We start from the raw sequence: 13,979 nt of genomic DNA, 5'->3' as shown, positions 1-13,979 counted from the left end.
GGGGTGGGGGAATCTAGAGCCAGCCGCGCTTGCGATAGCCCGCCACGGTATCGGCCACGCCGGCGGCAAGGTCGAACGTGGGCGCCCAGATCCCGGCCAGCGCCGTGTTGCCGCCGCGCGCCACCCAATCGGGATGGGCGATATAGGCGGCGCGGTCGCGGGTCAGCTTGGCCGACAGGCCGATGCGGGCGGCGAAGTGCAGCATCGCCAGCGGCAGCGGGATGGTGCGGACACGGCGGCCGAGCCCGGCGGCGATGGCGCCGGCGAATTCGGGGTGGGAATGGCCATCGGTCGCACCGTCGTCGACCTCCAGCACTTGCCGCGACGGCCCGCCGGCGGCGAGCGCCAGCAGCGCGGCGGCGAGATCGTCGACATGGAGCAGCGAGATGCGGCCGGGCGGGGCGATGTAGAGGCCGCGCGCCGCCAGCCTGTAGATGTCGAGCATCTCGCGGTCGGCGGGGCCATAGACCCCGGGCGGGCGAACGATCACCCAGTCGCGGTCGCTGGCGCTGACCAGGTCCTCGGCGGCGGCCTTTGAGGCGCCGTACATCGACAGTTGCGGTTCACGCGCGGCCAGGCTGGAGACATGGACGAAACGGTCGACGCCGGCGGCCTTGGCGGCGGCGAGCATGGCGGCGGTGCCGGCGACATTGCCGGCGTCGAAGGTGGCGCGATCGGGGGCGCTGACGATGCCGGCGATATGGATGACGGCGCTGGCACCGTCGCAAAGCCGGGCGAGGGCGGCCGGGTCGGCGAGGTCGCCGGCGACCCACCAGACCAGGCGGCGCGGTTGCTGCGGGCGGCGGGCGAGGGCACGGGCCTGGCCGTCGTGGCGGAAGACGACGCGGCTGCCGACGAAGCCGGTGGCGCCGGTGATGGCGAGGGTCATCTGCTCGCCTCCCTTTCAGCCGTAGGCGACGCCTTCGCGTCGACGGAGGGGCTGGGGGAGGGTGTCTTCATCGAAGATCGGACCGGCGTGGCATATGGGCAGCTTTCGACACGCACCCTCCCCCGACCCTTTCAGGGAAGGGAGACTAGGCCGCTACATCGAAGGGCTGGATTTCGCCCGACAGATATTGGCTGCGCGCCTTCGACCGGCTGAGCTTGCCGCTCGAGGTTTTCGGCAGCGTCCGCGGCGGCACGAGTTCGACGACGCAGGTCATGCCGGTGATGGCGCGGACCTTGTTGCGGATTGCCTCGCGCAGGATGTTGCGTTCGCCGACGTCCGAGGTGCGGCACTGGACGAGCACGGCGGGGGCTTCCTCGCCCGATGGTGTGGTGATCGAGAAGGCGGCGATGTCACCGGCCTTGAAGCCGGGCAGCTGCTCGATCGCCCATTCGATGTCCTGCGGCCAATGGTTCTTGCCGTTGATGATGATCATGTCCTTGGCGCGGCCGACGATGAAGATCGAGCCGGCGGACAGGTACCCCATGTCGCCGGTGTCGAGCCAGCCATCGGCCGACAGCGCCGCGGCGGTGGCCTCGGGATCGCGGAAATAGCCGGCCATGACGCCGAGGCCGCGGACAAAGACGCGACCGATCTTGCGGTCGGGCAGGATGGCGCCGGTTTCGGCGCGGATCTCGATGGTGAGGCCGGGGACGGCCCTGCCGCAGTTGACGATGGCGCGATAGCGGGTGGGACGGCGGGCGGCGGTGCGGACGCCGCCCGTGCCCGGATGGGCACTGAAATCGCTGCTGCCCGAGAGCGTCCGCTCGTCGATGAGGTCGGAAACGATGCCTTCGCCCAACGGCATGATGCTGACGGCGAGGGTCGCCTCGGCCAAGCCATAGCTGGGCAGAAAGGCGCTGGCCTTGAAGCCGGCGGCGGCGAACACGTCGACAAAGGCCTGCATGACCTCGGGGCGGATCATGTCGGCACCATTGCCGGCGACGCGCCAGCGCGACAGGTCGAAACGTTCCGTGACGTTGATCGACGGCGAGATGCGGCGGGCACAGATGTCGTAGCCGAAGGTCGGCGAATAGCTGAGCGTGTTGTCCGGGTTGCGGCTGATCAGGGTCAGCCAGCTCAAGGGCCGGCGGGCGAAATCTTCCGTGGCGAGGTAGTCGACCGAGATCTGGTTGGCGAGCGGCGCCAGCATGCAACCGACGAGGCCCATGTCGTGATACCAGGGCAGCCACGACACGACGCGATCGCCGTCGCCGGCCGCCATGCAATGGGCATGGCCGGCGAGATTGGCGAGCAGCGCCTCGTGGGTGACGGCGACGCCGTGCGGGAAGCGTGTGCTGCCCGACGAGTACTGGAGATAGGCGATGTCATCGGATTTCGCCTCGGGCAGGTCGACGACGACGGCGGGGGTGGCGAAATACTGCGACCAGTCGTGGGCGGCGCACAGGCCCTCCGCCGATTGCTGGACCATGGCAAACAGGCCCTCGGGCGACAGCACCAGCCGGGGTTCACAGCTGCGCAACTGGGTGGCGATCTGTTCGACATAGGCCTCGCGGCCGCCGAAGCTGGTCGGCAGCGGCAGCGGCACCGGCAACGCGCCGGCATAGATCGCGGCAAAGAAGGCCGCGGCGAAATCGGCGCCGGTTTCGGCGATCAGCGCGATGCGGTCGCCGGGGCGCACGCCATCGGCGACCAGCCGCATCGCCCGCGCGCGGGCATCGGCAGCGAGCTCGCGATAAGGGTAGGCGCGCACCAGGTCGGCGCGGGCATCGTGGAAATTCATGCCCTTGTCGCCCAGCGCCGCATAATCGAGCGCGGCGCCCAGCGTGGTGAACGACGCGCGGCGATACGCCAGGCCGTCGAACGTCGGGGTCGGCGTCTGTTGCAGGTTCAAAGCCCTGTCTCCCTGTTCCCCTGTCGTCGCCGATTGCCCCGGCGCCGACGGGTGCGAAATCCCGTTTATATCTCGTTGCGCTTAAACGCGTGCGGTTCTGCCTTGCCCCATGGGGGAGTTCAAATTCCGGCCCGAACATGGCACAAACAAGGCATGAGCAAAGAAAGCGGCGAGGGCGAAGGTCGACAGCGCCAGCGCGGCCAGCGCGAGAACAAGCCGCGCGTGTATGAACCGCGTGTCCGCCGGCCGATCGACGCGGCGCAGCTGCAGGAGCTGGCGGTCGGCTATGCCGCGCGCTACGCGACCACCGCCGCCAAGCTGCAGCGCTATCTGCACAGGAAGCTTCAGGACCGGATCTGGACCCCGGCGGAGCCGCCCGACATTGCCGGGCTGGTCGGGCGCATTACCGAACTCGGCTATGTCGATGATCGCGCCTGGGCGGCATCGAAGCAGCGCGATTTGACGGCGCGCGGCTTTGGCCTTGGGCGGGTCAGGGGGGCGCTGGCCGCCGCCGGCGTGTCGCGCGACGATGCCGGCGCGGTGCTCGCCGATGACGAGGACGCGGCGGCCAATCCGCACGCGCCGGCCATTGCCTTCGCCCGGCGGCGGCGGTTCGGGCCATTCGCGCGGGATGGCGGTATCGATCCCGTGCGGCGCAATCGCGAGCTCGCCGCGATGGCGCGCGCCGGCCATGATTTCGATGTCGCCCGCCGCGTGCTGGCGGCACCCGACGAGGCGGCGGCGCTGGCGCTTCTCGACGACTGACGCCGCCTTTTTCCGGTAACGGTTTCATGTCATCCTGCGGCCGACGGGGCGGAGCACAGGAGCATATGATGGCCAGCATCACGACCAGCGACGGCGTCGAGATCTTCTTCAAGGACTGGGGCAGCGGCCGGCCGCTGGTCTTCCATCACGGCTGGCCATTGAGCAGCGACGACTGGGATGCCCAGCTGCTGTTCTTCCACGCCCGCGGCTATCGCGTCGTCGCCCATGATCGCCGCGGCCACGGCCGGTCGGCGCAGGTTCCCGATGGCCATGACATGGACCATTATGCCGATGACGTGGCGGCGGTCGTCGAGCATCTCGACCTGCACGATGCCGTCCATATCGGCCATTCGACCGGCGGCGGCGAGGTCGTGCGCTATCTGGCGCGCCACGGCACGGCGCGGGCGGCAAAGGCGGTGCTGATCGGTGCGGTGCCGCCGCTGATGCTGAAGACCGATACCAATCCGGGTGGGCTGCCGCTGGAGGTGTTCAACGATTTTCGCGACCAGCTCGCCGCCAGTCGCGCCGGTTTCTACAACGCGGTGCCGATCCCCTTTTACGGCTGGAACCGCGACGGCGCGACCATCGACGACGGCATCCGCGGCAACTGGTGGCGGCAGGGCATGATCGGCTCCGCGCTGGCGCACTACCAGGGCATCAAGGCGTTTTCGGAGACCGATTTCACCGACGACCTCAAGGCGATCGATATCCCGGTGCTGCTGATGCACGGCGAGGACGACCAGATCGTGCCGATCGACGACAGCGCCCGCATCGGCATCAAGCTGCTGCGCCACGGCACGCTGAAAACCTATCCCGGTTTTCCGCACGGCATGGCGACGGTCCATGCCGATGTCATCAACGCCGACCTGCTGGCCTTCATCGAAAGCTGAACGTTTGCATCGCGCCCCCGGATCGGCCTAGCGTGCAGCGAGGTCGGGCCGGGGGACAGCATGGACGACAACCGGGCAGAGCCGACGACCAACCGCCGCATCGCGTTGCTGATCGATGCCGATAATGTCTCGCATAGCAAGATCGCCGCGATCCTGGGCGAGCTGTCGCGCCATGGCACCGCCAACATCCGCCGCGCCTATGGCGATTGGGCCAGCCCAGGCCTGCAGGGCTGGCGGGACAAGCTGCACGGCTTTGCCATCCGGCCGATCCAGCAATTCAGCTATTCGACCGGCAAGAACGCCACCGATATCGCGCTGGTCATCGACGCCATGGAGCTTTTGTACACGCAGAGACCCGACGCTTTTTGCATCGCCTCCAGCGACGCCGATTTCACGCCGCTGGTGATGCATCTGAAGGCGGCGGGGCACGAGGTCTATGGCTTTGGCGAGCGCAAGACGCCCGAGCCATTCGTCAACGCCTGCACGACATTCCTGTTTCTCGACAGCCTGGCGTCGCCCGAGCCGGCGCCGCCGGTGCCGCCGGTACCACCACCTGCAGCCGATCCGACAAAGCCGGCAAAGCCGGCAACGCTGGCAACGCTGGCCAATCCGGCAAAACCTGTCTCACCACCGGCCAAGCCGGCAAACGTCGTCGCGGCGCCGGCCAAGCCCAAGCTGGCGCAGGATACCAAGCTGGTCGCGATCCTGCGCGGCGCCGTCGAAGCGGCGCAGCGGGACGATGGTTGGGCGCTGCTGTCGGTCGCCGGCAGCCACGCTAAGCGGCAGGCGCCGATAGACCCGCGAAACTATGGCGTGAAGAACTTCCCGGCGCTGTTCGAGGCGACCGGGCTGTTCGTCATTGTCAAGGGCGCGGACTGCCAGGGGATGATCGCCGACAAGCGCAACAAGGATCGTGCCGCCAAGCCCGATTGAACCCGCCGGGAACCTGTCCCGGCGGGTGCCATCATCGGATCAGGCGTCGACCGTCGGCGGCGGCAGCGCCTTGACCTTCCTGGCGCGCGGCGGCTTCCGGGGGGCCGGCACGACTTCGAAGGCGAGGTCGTTGTCCTTCAGGTGGACGCGGACTTCGCCGCCGTTGACGAGCTTGCCGAACAGCAGCTCCTCGGCGAGCGGCTGCTTGATCTTCTCCTGGATCAGGCGGCCCATCGGACGCGCGCCGTACAGCCGGTCATAGCCGCGCTCGGTCAGCCAGCCCTTGGCCTCGTCGGTCAGCGCGATATGGACCTCGCGCTCCTGCAGCTGGAGCTCGAGCTCGAGCACGAACTTGTCGATGACGCGGGCGACGACTTCGGGCGGCAGGTAATCGAATGCCACCACCGCATCGAGGCGGTTGCGGAATTCGGGGGTGAACATCCGCTTGATCGCCTCCTCGTCTTCGCCGACCCGCTGGGTGGCGCCGAAGCCGACCCCTTCACGCGCCATGTCGGCGGCGCCGGCATTGGTCGTCATGATGAGGATGGTGTTGCGGAAATCGACCGTCTTGCCGTGGTGGTCGGTCAGCTTGCCGTTGTCCATGACCTGCAACAGGATGTTGAACAGGTCCGGGTGGGCCTTTTCGATTTCGTCGAGCAGCAGTACCGAATGCGGCTGCTGGTCGACGGCATCGGTCAGGAGACCGCCCTGGTCGAAGCCGACATAGCCCGGGGGCGCCCCGATCAGCCGGGAAACGCTGTGGCGTTCCATATATTCCGACATGTCGAAGCGGGTCAGCGGAATGCCGAGGATGGTGGCAAGCTGCTTGGCAACCTCGGTCTTGCCGACGCCGGTGGGGCCGGAAAACAGATAGCTGCCGATCGGCTTGTTGGGTTCACGCAAGCCGGCGCGGCTGAGCTTGATGGCCGAGGCCACGCGCTCGATCGCCTTGTCCTGGCCGAAAACGACGCGCTTGAGGTCGCCCTCGAGCGTCCCCAGCGCCTTCTTGTCGTCGGTGCTGACCGATTTCGGCGGGATGCGCGCCATGGTGGCGATCACCTGCTCGACTTCCTTGACGCCGATGATCTTCTTGCGCTTGGCGAGCGGCACCAGCATCTGCGAGGCGCCGGTCTCGTCGATCACGTCGATCGCCTTGTCGGGCAGCTTGCGGTCGTTGATGTAGCGCGCCGACAGCTCGACCGCGGCCTTGATGGCCTCGGGCGTGTACTTCAGCTTGTGGTGTTCCTCGTACGACGGCCGCAGGCCCATCAGAATCTTGATGGTGTCCTCGATCGACGGCTCGTTGACGTCGATCTTCTGGAACCGGCGCAGCAGCGCCCGATCCTTCTCGAAATGGTTGCGGAACTCCTTGTAGGTCGTCGAGCCGATGCAGCGAATGGCGCCCGAACTCAGCGCCGGCTTCAGCAGGTTCGATGCGTCCATGGCGCCGCCGCTGGTGGCGCCGGCGCCGATGACGGTGTGGATCTCGTCGATGAACAGCACCGCGTGCGGCAGCTTTTCAAGCTCGTTGACGACGTTCTTCAGCCGCTCCTCGAAGTCGCCGCGATAGCGGGTGCCCGCAAGCAGCGCGCCCATGTCGAGGCTGTAGATGACGGCGGGCAGCAGCACGTCGGGCACGGCGCCCTCGATGATCTTGCGCGCCAGGCCTTCGGCGATCGCGGTCTTCCCGACGCCGGGGTCGCCGACGTAGAGCGGGTTGTTCTTCGACCGGCGGCACAGGATCTGGATGGTGCGGTCGACCTCGGCATGGCGGCCGATCAGCGGATCGACCTTGCCCAGCTTGGCCTTGTCGTTGAGGTTGACGGTGTATTGTTTCAGGGCGCTTTCGCCGTTCTTGGCCTTGTCGCCCTTGTCGCCGCGCTCGGCCTTGTCGCCGCGTTCGGCCTTGCCGTCCTCGTCCTTGTCACCGCTGGCGCCCTTGACGGCGCGGGTTTCGGACTGGCCCGACTTGGCGATGCCGTGGCTGATGTAGCTGACGGCGTCGAGCCGGGTCATGTCCTGCTGCTGCAGGAAGAACACGGCATGGCTCTCGCGTTCGGAAAACAGCGCGACGAGCACATTGGCGCCGGTGACTTCCTCGCGGCCCGACGACTGGACGTGCAGGATGGCGCGCTGCACGACGCGCTGGAAACCGGCGGTCGGCGACGGGTCGACGCTGGCATCGGCCTTCAATGCGGTCAGTTCCGTGTCGAGGTAGCGGGCAAGCTGGCCCTGCAGTTCCTCGACGTCGACGCTGCACGCCTTCAGGACGGCGAGGCCGTGGGAATCGCTGGTCAGCGCCAGCAACAGATGTTCGAGCGTGGCATATTCATGGGTGCGACGCGCCGCTTCGGCGAGCGCGTTGTGCAGGGTTTTTTCCAGCTCGCGGGTGAAAGAGGGCATGCCTGTCTCCGCTATGGCCCAGACCGGAAAGGCCGGGCCGACACATGGAATGTCACCCTGTATGATCGAAACATCAAGGGGCGATCGGCCTGCGACATGGCCGCACGTCGTAATTCCGCAACATGGCGCCCGGGATTGGCGATGCCGCGGCCTTCCCATATGGTCGCCGCGATGATGGGGAAACGATGATGCGCGCGATGATGATTGCGGTGGCGATGCTCGCCGCCACGGCAGCAACCGCCCAGCCGGCGGGCGTGGCCGAGGCGATGCGGCAGCCGGGCGCGGCGGCGCCGGCGACGAAGCTGCCGCCGGGTTACCTGGCGGGAAAGCCGCCGGTCGAGATCCTGAAACTGCTGCCGCCGCCGCCCGTCGCCGGATCGGCGCAGGATATCGCCGATCGCGCCGTCTATGCCGACAGTGCCAGGGGGATTGACGGCGCGGACTGGGCGCGGGCGAAAAGCCAGCTGAATCCCACTGGCGCCGGCTATTTCGCCCAGCTGTCGTGCGCGCTCGGCGCCGCCATCTCGCCCCAGGCGACGCCGGCGACATTGGCGCTGATCGCCCGCGCCGGCGTCGATTTCAGCGCGCCGATGACGGTGGCCAAGGATTTCTGGAAGCGCGGCCGGCCGTTCACCACCGACAAGGGCAAGGCCTGCGATCCCGTCTCCGACGATGGCGTCGGCGCCCGGCTCGGCTATGCCTATCCCAGCGGCCATTCGGGCATCGGCTGGCTGTGGGCGATCATCCTGTCCGACGTGGCGCCGGCGCGCGCCGAACCGCTGCGCGCGCTCGGCCAGGCCACCGGCGACCTGCGCCTCGCCTGCCGCGTCCACTGGTTGAGCGATGTCGTTTATGGCCGGGTGCTGGCGACCGCCGTCTATGATCGCATCGCTGCCGAGCCCGAATACCAGGCCGACCTTGCCCGCGCCCGCGCCGAGATTGCCAAGGCGCCGCCGCTCGCCTGCCCGGCCGCGTGATGCGGCGGCGGGCGATGCTGCTGGGCGCACTGGCGCTGGTCGGGGTGGCGGCGCTGGGCTTCTCGATCGAGCGGCCACGCGGCTATGGCGTGACGATCGATTATCGTCAGCTGCTGGCCGGGCCGCCGGCGCCCAATTCGCCGGCGGCGGTCGCCGAGCGTGCCGGCTTTGCCAAAACCGCGGCGGCAATCGGCAGCGCGCGCTGGCAGCAGGCGGCGCGCCAGGTGTTTCCGTCGGGACCGGCGGTGACGGCCGAGATCGCCTGTGCCGCCGGCGTCGATGTCGCGGCGTCGCCGGCCGCCGGCCGGGTGGTGGCGCGGTCGGTCAGCGACCTGTCGGTCGCGGTCGAGGCGGCGAAGACGGCGTTCCGGCGCAACCGGCCCTATGTCGGGGCGCCGGATACCCGCACCTGCGACCCGCGCACGCTCGGCAGTGTCGGCGGCAGCACCGGCGGGGTGCTGAGCTACTCCTATCCCAGTGGCCATGCCGCGCAGGGGCGGCTGGTCGCCGATGTGCTGGCGGCGGCGGTGCCGACGCGCGCCGCGGTGCTGGCGGCCTGGGGCGACCGGCTGGGCGACAACCGCGTCGTCTGCCGGGTCCACTGGCCGAGCGATATCGTCGCCGGGCGCAAGCTGGGCGACGCGATGTTCGCGGCGTTGCAGGCCGACCCGGCGTTCCGCGCCGACCTGGCGGCGGCGCGAGCAGAGCTGGCGCGGGCGCCGGCGGCGCGGAACTGCCCGGCCGCCTGACGAAAAAGGGCGGCAGGGTCGCCCCTGCCGCCCTTTTTGCGACGATGTGAGGCCGGTCAGGCGGTGGCGGCGGTCCGGCGGCGGCTGGCGACGCCGACCAGGCCGAAGCCGGCGACGAGGAGCAGCCAGGTCTGCGGCTCCGGCACGGCCGTGCCTTCGAAGCTGATGTTCGACAGGCCGGGGTTGTTGCTGACGCCGGCGGCGAGCACGGTGTACTGGATGTAGCGACCGGTCAGGCCGAGGGCGAAGGTGTCGAGGAAGCTGGCGACGCCGGTCGGGCCGACCGGAACCGGCTTGGTGAACACCACCGGCGCGCCGACCGCGGTCGCGAAGCTGCCGTCGCTGAACACCGTCAGCGAGAAACTGGTGGTGAAATCGGTGGTGCCGCCCGAATAGCTGAGATTGCCGCCGCCCGAGGTGACGCGATCGGTGACCGATACCGACGACAGGGCATAGACGGCGCCGAGATCGAGATTGAGGCTGGAGCCGGCGCCTTGGCCGAACGAGGCCCAGTCACTGGTGTCGGCACCGGCGCCCTGGTCGATGGCGTAAAAGTCGTCGTAGCCGGGGAAGCTCGACGAGCCGACGGCGCTGACGGGGACGATGGTAGCGGCCTGGACGGCGGCCCCGACCGTGAGGGCAACAGCAGCGATCAGCGACTTGATGACGGTCATGCGATTTGGCTCCAGAAGCGATACTGTCATGAACCCTGCATATTTCATGCCAGATTAATCGAAATTAACGATTCCAATTTGTTAAGATTTTTGCACCGGCAGCCGCTGTAAAGCTGGCCGACACCGGCGTTCGTTGTCGCAGGGCTCGCAATTCCGGATATCGTCGCCACATCGGGGTCGCAATTTGCCAGTAAGCCCAGAATAGTATGAACGCAGTTTCCCCCACTCCCATCGCTGCCCAAGGTGGACCCCGGGTCCGCCGGCCAGACGATAGCGCGATGATCCGCACTGCGGCGCAGTTGACCCGCGACCTCGCGGCGGCGCGGCCGGCGGTTTACTGGGCGGATCTCCTTGGCTCGGCGATCATCGTCTATGCCGGGCTGGCGCTGGCGATCACCGCCGGCGGCTGGCTGCAGGCCGTGGGCGTCGTCGTCGCCATCCTGGCGCTGTATCGCGCCGGCAGCTTCATCCATGAAATCACCCATCTGCGGCCCGATGCCGTGCCGGGTTTCCGCACGGGCTGGAACCTGCTCGTCGGCGTGCCGCTGCTGGTGCCGTCGTTCATGTACGAGAATGTCCACAGCCTGCATCATGCCCGCACCCGCTATGGCACCGCCGAGGACCCCGAATATCTGCCGCTGGCGCTGATGAAGCCGTGGACGCTGCCGCTGTTCGTGGCAGTTGCGGCGCTGGCGCCGATCGCGCTGCTGCTGCGCTTCGGCATTTTGGCGCCACTGTCGCTGGTCATCCCGTCGCTGCGGCGGATGCTGGTGGCGCGTTATTCGGCGCTGTCGATCAACCCCGACTTTCGCCGGCGCGCGCCCGAAGGCGCCTTTGCCCGCCATTGGGCGATCTGGGAAACCGCGGCGAGCCTCTGGGCGATCGCGCTGCTGGCCAGCGTTGCGCTCGGCTGGTTCCCGCTGCCGGCGTTCGCCATCACCATCGGCATTGCCTCGGCGGTAACCGTGCTCAACCAGGTCCGCACGCTGGTGGCGCATCTCTGGGAAAACGACGGCGAAGTGCTGACGGTGACCGGCCAGTATCTCGACAGTGTCAACGTGCCGCCGCCGGCGCTGCTGCCGGTGCTGTGGGCGCCGGTCGGCCTGCGCTATCACGCGCTCCACCATCTGCTGCCGGGCCTGCCCTATCACGCGCTGGGCGAAGCGCACCGCCGGATCAGCGCCGCCATGCCGCCGGCTTCGGTCTATGGGGAGGCGAGCTATCCGGGGCTGCCCGGTTTGCTGGCGAAGCTGGTGCGCGGCACGCGCTAGGCACTGATGCAAAAAAGGGGCGGCAGGATGTCCTGCCGCCCCTTTTGGTGTGCCTTGAAGTGCGTTCCCGTACGGATCAGGCCGCCGCGCTGGCGTTGAACGGCTTGTCTTTGTCCGGCCGCAGATCGCCCGGCAGGCCGAGGACGCGTTCGGCGATGATGTTGCGCAGGATCTCGTCGGTGCCGCCGGCGATGCGGAGGCCCGCCGCACCGAGATAGCTGCCCTGCAGCTTGGCGAGTTCCGGGTCGCCATCGGCGCCGGTGACCAAGCCGTCGCCACCCGCCAGGTCGAGCGCAAAGCTCGCCATGTCCTGCATCGTCTTGGCGACGACGACCTTGGCGATCGACTGTTCGGGGCCGGGAATCTGGCCCTTGGACAGCGCCGACAGCGCCCGCATCTGGGTCAGCTTGATGCCCTGGTCGTTGATATAGCTCTGGGCGATGCGCTGGCGGACGTCGCCGGCCTCGATTGCCGGGCCGCCGGCAGGCGCCTCGACGCCGCGCGCCAGCTTCATCAGCGTTTCATAGCCCGGCGCATGGCGCGGCTTGCCGCCGACGGCGAGGCGCTCGTGCATCAGCGTCGTCAGCGCGACCTTCCAGCCATTGCCGACGTCGCCGAGACGGTGCGAATCCTTGACGCGCACGCCGGTGAAGAACACCTCGTTGAAATCGCTGCCGCCCGACATCTGCTTGATGCCGCGGACTTCCATGCCCGGCGCCTTCATGTCGACGATGAACATGGTCAGGCCCTTGTGCTTGGGCACATTGGGATCGGTGCGGCAGACGACGATGCCGAAATCCGACGCATGGGCAAAGCTGGTCCAGACCTTTTGCCCGTCTATGACCCATTCGTCGCCGTCCTTGACCGCCCGGGTGCGGATGCCGGCAAGATCGGAGCCGGCGGCGGGTTCGGAGAACAGCTGGCACCAGACTTCCTCGCCCAGCAGCGCCTTGGGCACATAGCGCTGGACGACCTCGGGGTTGCCATGGGTGAACACGGTCGGGATGCACATGCCGAGGCCGATCGAATACAGCCCGGACGGCGCATGGTAGCGGCCTTCCTCCTGGCCATAGATGATCGAGTGCATCGGCGTCAGGCCCTGGCCGCCCATCGCGCGGGGCCAGGTGATGCCGGTATAGCCGGCGGCATGCTTCTTCGCCTGCCAGGCCTTGGAGCGGCGGATGAACTCGTCGAGTTTCCACGGGGTGGCGGGCGGCTCGCGATATTCCGCGGCATTGTCGGCCAGCCAGGCGCGGACCTGCTCGCGATAGGCGGCTTCGACGTCGGTATCGTTGAAATCCATGTGCGATCCCCTTGATGCTGTGCGCAAGCTTGCTTCGAAATGCGATCGCTTACGCTGCGGCGCGATTACGCAGCTCGAGTGCGCGGACCAGCCGGTCCGCCCACCAGCCGCGGGCGCCGATCGTCGCGGCCAGCGCGCGGGCGCGGCGGTAATAGAATTGGCAGTCGCTTTCCCAGGTGAAGCCGATGCCGCCGTGAAGCTGCACGGCTTCCTCGGCACAATAGCTGACCGCATCGAGGCTGGCGACGCGCGCCGCTGCCGCGGCCTGGCGGAGTTCGCCGCCGTCCGAGCCGATCATCGCCACGCCGTGCAGGGCATGGGCGCGGGCCAGTTCGATCTTGATGAACATGTCGGCGCACTTGTGCTTGACGCCCTGGTAACGCCCGATGGTCTGGCCGAAGGCGACGCGGGTCTTGGCATATTCGACCGTCATGGTCATCGCCGACGATGCGGTGCCGATGGCTTCATAGGCAAGGATGACCGCGGCACGATCGAGCCAGGCCTGGTAGGCGGCGGCATCGCCGAGCGGTTCGGCGGCGACGCCGTTGAGCGTCAGCTTGCCGTGGCGGCGGACGAGATCGAGCGTTTCGACCGGCTCTACCTGCGCGTCCTTCATGTCGACCAGGTACAGCGACGGGCCATCGGCGCCGGCGGCGGCAACGATGGCGAGATGGGCGCCGGGCAGGTCCGCGACCGGCGACTTGACGCCATGGAGCTTGCCGTCGGCCGCCTTGACCGACAAGGCGACCGGGTTGACCGCGCCGGGTTCGTTGGTGGCGACGACGGCGATGACGCTGCCGTCCGCGATGCCGGGGAACCACTTGGCCTGCTGCGCCTCGGTCCCGGCCAGCAGCAGCGCCTCGGTGGCGAGCAGCACGCTGACCAGCGGCACGGTGGCGAGAGAAGCGCCGGTTGCTTCGGCGAGCTGGCAGCTTTCTTCCGCCGACAGGCCGAGGCCGCCATGGGCCTCGGGCACGCGCGCCGCGGTCCAGCCGAGATTGGCGATTTCGGCCCAGAGGCCGGCATCGAAAGCGGGCGCGTCCTTGGCCATGGCGGCGCGGGCGGCGGTGGTGCCGGCCTTGTCGGCGAACAGCTTGCGCGCCTGTTCGCCCAAGGCCTTGGCATCGTCGGAAAAGTCGAAATTCACGCGGTCACTCCCCAGTGGTTGGGAGGCACCTTACGCGAACGTCAACCGGGTTCAACCTCGCAGTTA

Annotated in this window: 12 protein-coding genes; 6 read left to right on the top strand and 6 right to left on the bottom strand. The window is 68.2% G+C overall.

The window, feature by feature from the left end:
- Window positions 1–13: 13 nt before the first annotated feature.
- Both ACP7AI_RS15810 and ACP7AI_RS15805 read right to left on the bottom strand, forming a co-directional pair.
- Window positions 14–889: an NAD-dependent epimerase/dehydratase family protein gene (locus tag ACP7AI_RS15810; RefSeq protein WP_426169382.1), complete on the bottom strand. Its 876-nt coding sequence runs from the start codon at window positions 887–889 to the stop codon at window positions 14–16.
- A gap of 145 nt (window positions 890–1,034) precedes the next feature.
- Window positions 1,035–2,801, bottom strand: coding sequence for a fatty acyl-AMP ligase (locus ACP7AI_RS15805; RefSeq protein WP_426169379.1), 1,767 nt, complete (start codon window positions 2,799–2,801; stop codon window positions 1,035–1,037).
- Between the two features lie 153 nt (window positions 2,802–2,954).
- On the opposite strand from ACP7AI_RS15805, the gene ACP7AI_RS15800 reads away from it, so the two are divergent.
- The 3 genes from ACP7AI_RS15800 (at window position 2,955) to ACP7AI_RS15790 (ending at window position 5,389) form a co-directional block, all read left to right on the top strand.
- Window positions 2,955–3,566, top strand: coding sequence for a hypothetical protein (locus tag ACP7AI_RS15800; RefSeq protein ID WP_426169376.1), 612 nt, complete (start codon window positions 2,955–2,957; stop codon window positions 3,564–3,566).
- Window positions 3,567–3,634: 68 nt separating this feature from the next.
- Window positions 3,635–4,456: an alpha/beta fold hydrolase gene (locus ACP7AI_RS15795; RefSeq protein ID WP_426169374.1), complete on the top strand. Its 822-nt coding sequence runs from the start codon at window positions 3,635–3,637 to the stop codon at window positions 4,454–4,456.
- Between the two features lie 60 nt (window positions 4,457–4,516).
- The gene (locus ACP7AI_RS15790; RefSeq protein ID WP_426169372.1) at window positions 4,517–5,389 is read left to right on the top strand and encodes an NYN domain-containing protein; all 873 of its coding nucleotides are present in this window, start codon (window positions 4,517–4,519) and stop codon (window positions 5,387–5,389) included.
- Window positions 5,390–5,428: 39 nt separating this feature from the next.
- Here ACP7AI_RS15790 and clpA read toward each other — a convergent pair whose 3' ends face one another.
- Window positions 5,429–7,792 carry an ATP-dependent Clp protease ATP-binding subunit ClpA gene (gene clpA, locus ACP7AI_RS15785; RefSeq protein WP_426169369.1) on the bottom strand — a complete coding sequence of 788 codons (2,364 nt, stop codon included), beginning with the start codon at window positions 7,790–7,792 and terminating at the stop codon, window positions 5,429–5,431.
- A 122-nt stretch (window positions 7,793–7,914) separates the two neighbouring features.
- On the opposite strand from clpA, the gene ACP7AI_RS15780 reads away from it, so the two are divergent.
- On the top strand, window positions 7,915–8,769 hold the full coding sequence (locus tag ACP7AI_RS15780) for a phosphatase PAP2 family protein (RefSeq protein ID WP_426169367.1): 855 nt from the start codon (window positions 7,915–7,917) through the stop codon (window positions 8,767–8,769).
- A complete protein-coding gene (locus ACP7AI_RS15775; protein ID WP_426170158.1) occupies window positions 8,769–9,518 on the top strand; it encodes a phosphatase PAP2 family protein in 750 nt (249 codons plus the stop codon). Before ACP7AI_RS15780 ends, ACP7AI_RS15775 begins: the two co-directional genes overlap by 1 nt.
- A 56-nt stretch (window positions 9,519–9,574) precedes the next feature.
- On the opposite strand, the gene ACP7AI_RS15770 is transcribed toward ACP7AI_RS15775, so the two are convergent.
- Window positions 9,575–10,222, bottom strand: a complete 648-nt coding sequence (locus ACP7AI_RS15770; RefSeq protein WP_426169364.1) for a PEPxxWA-CTERM sorting domain-containing protein — start codon at window positions 10,220–10,222, stop codon at window positions 9,575–9,577.
- A gap of 248 nt (window positions 10,223–10,470) precedes the next feature.
- On the opposite strand from ACP7AI_RS15770, the gene ACP7AI_RS15765 reads away from it, so the two are divergent.
- On the top strand, window positions 10,471–11,463 hold the full coding sequence (locus ACP7AI_RS15765) for a fatty acid desaturase family protein (RefSeq protein WP_426169362.1): 993 nt from the start codon (window positions 10,471–10,473) through the stop codon (window positions 11,461–11,463).
- Between the two features lie 76 nt (window positions 11,464–11,539).
- Here ACP7AI_RS15765 and ACP7AI_RS15760 read toward each other — a convergent pair whose 3' ends face one another.
- Together ACP7AI_RS15760 and ACP7AI_RS15755 are read right to left on the bottom strand one after the other, a co-directional pair.
- Window positions 11,540–12,766, bottom strand: a complete 1,227-nt coding sequence (locus ACP7AI_RS15760; RefSeq protein WP_426169360.1) for an acyl-CoA dehydrogenase family protein — start codon at window positions 12,764–12,766, stop codon at window positions 11,540–11,542.
- 49 nt (window positions 12,767–12,815) lie between these two features.
- Entirely contained in the window at window positions 12,816–13,913 is a 1,098-nt protein-coding gene (locus ACP7AI_RS15755; RefSeq protein ID WP_426169357.1) for an acyl-CoA dehydrogenase family protein, read from the bottom strand.
- Between the last annotated feature and the right edge of the window lie 66 nt (window positions 13,914–13,979).

It is taken from the genome of Sandarakinorhabdus sp. DWP1-3-1 (assembly GCF_049896705.1).
Lineage (GTDB): Bacteria > Pseudomonadota > Alphaproteobacteria > Sphingomonadales > Sphingomonadaceae > Sandarakinorhabdus.
This window is presented reverse-complemented; position numbering and strand designations above follow the sequence as displayed.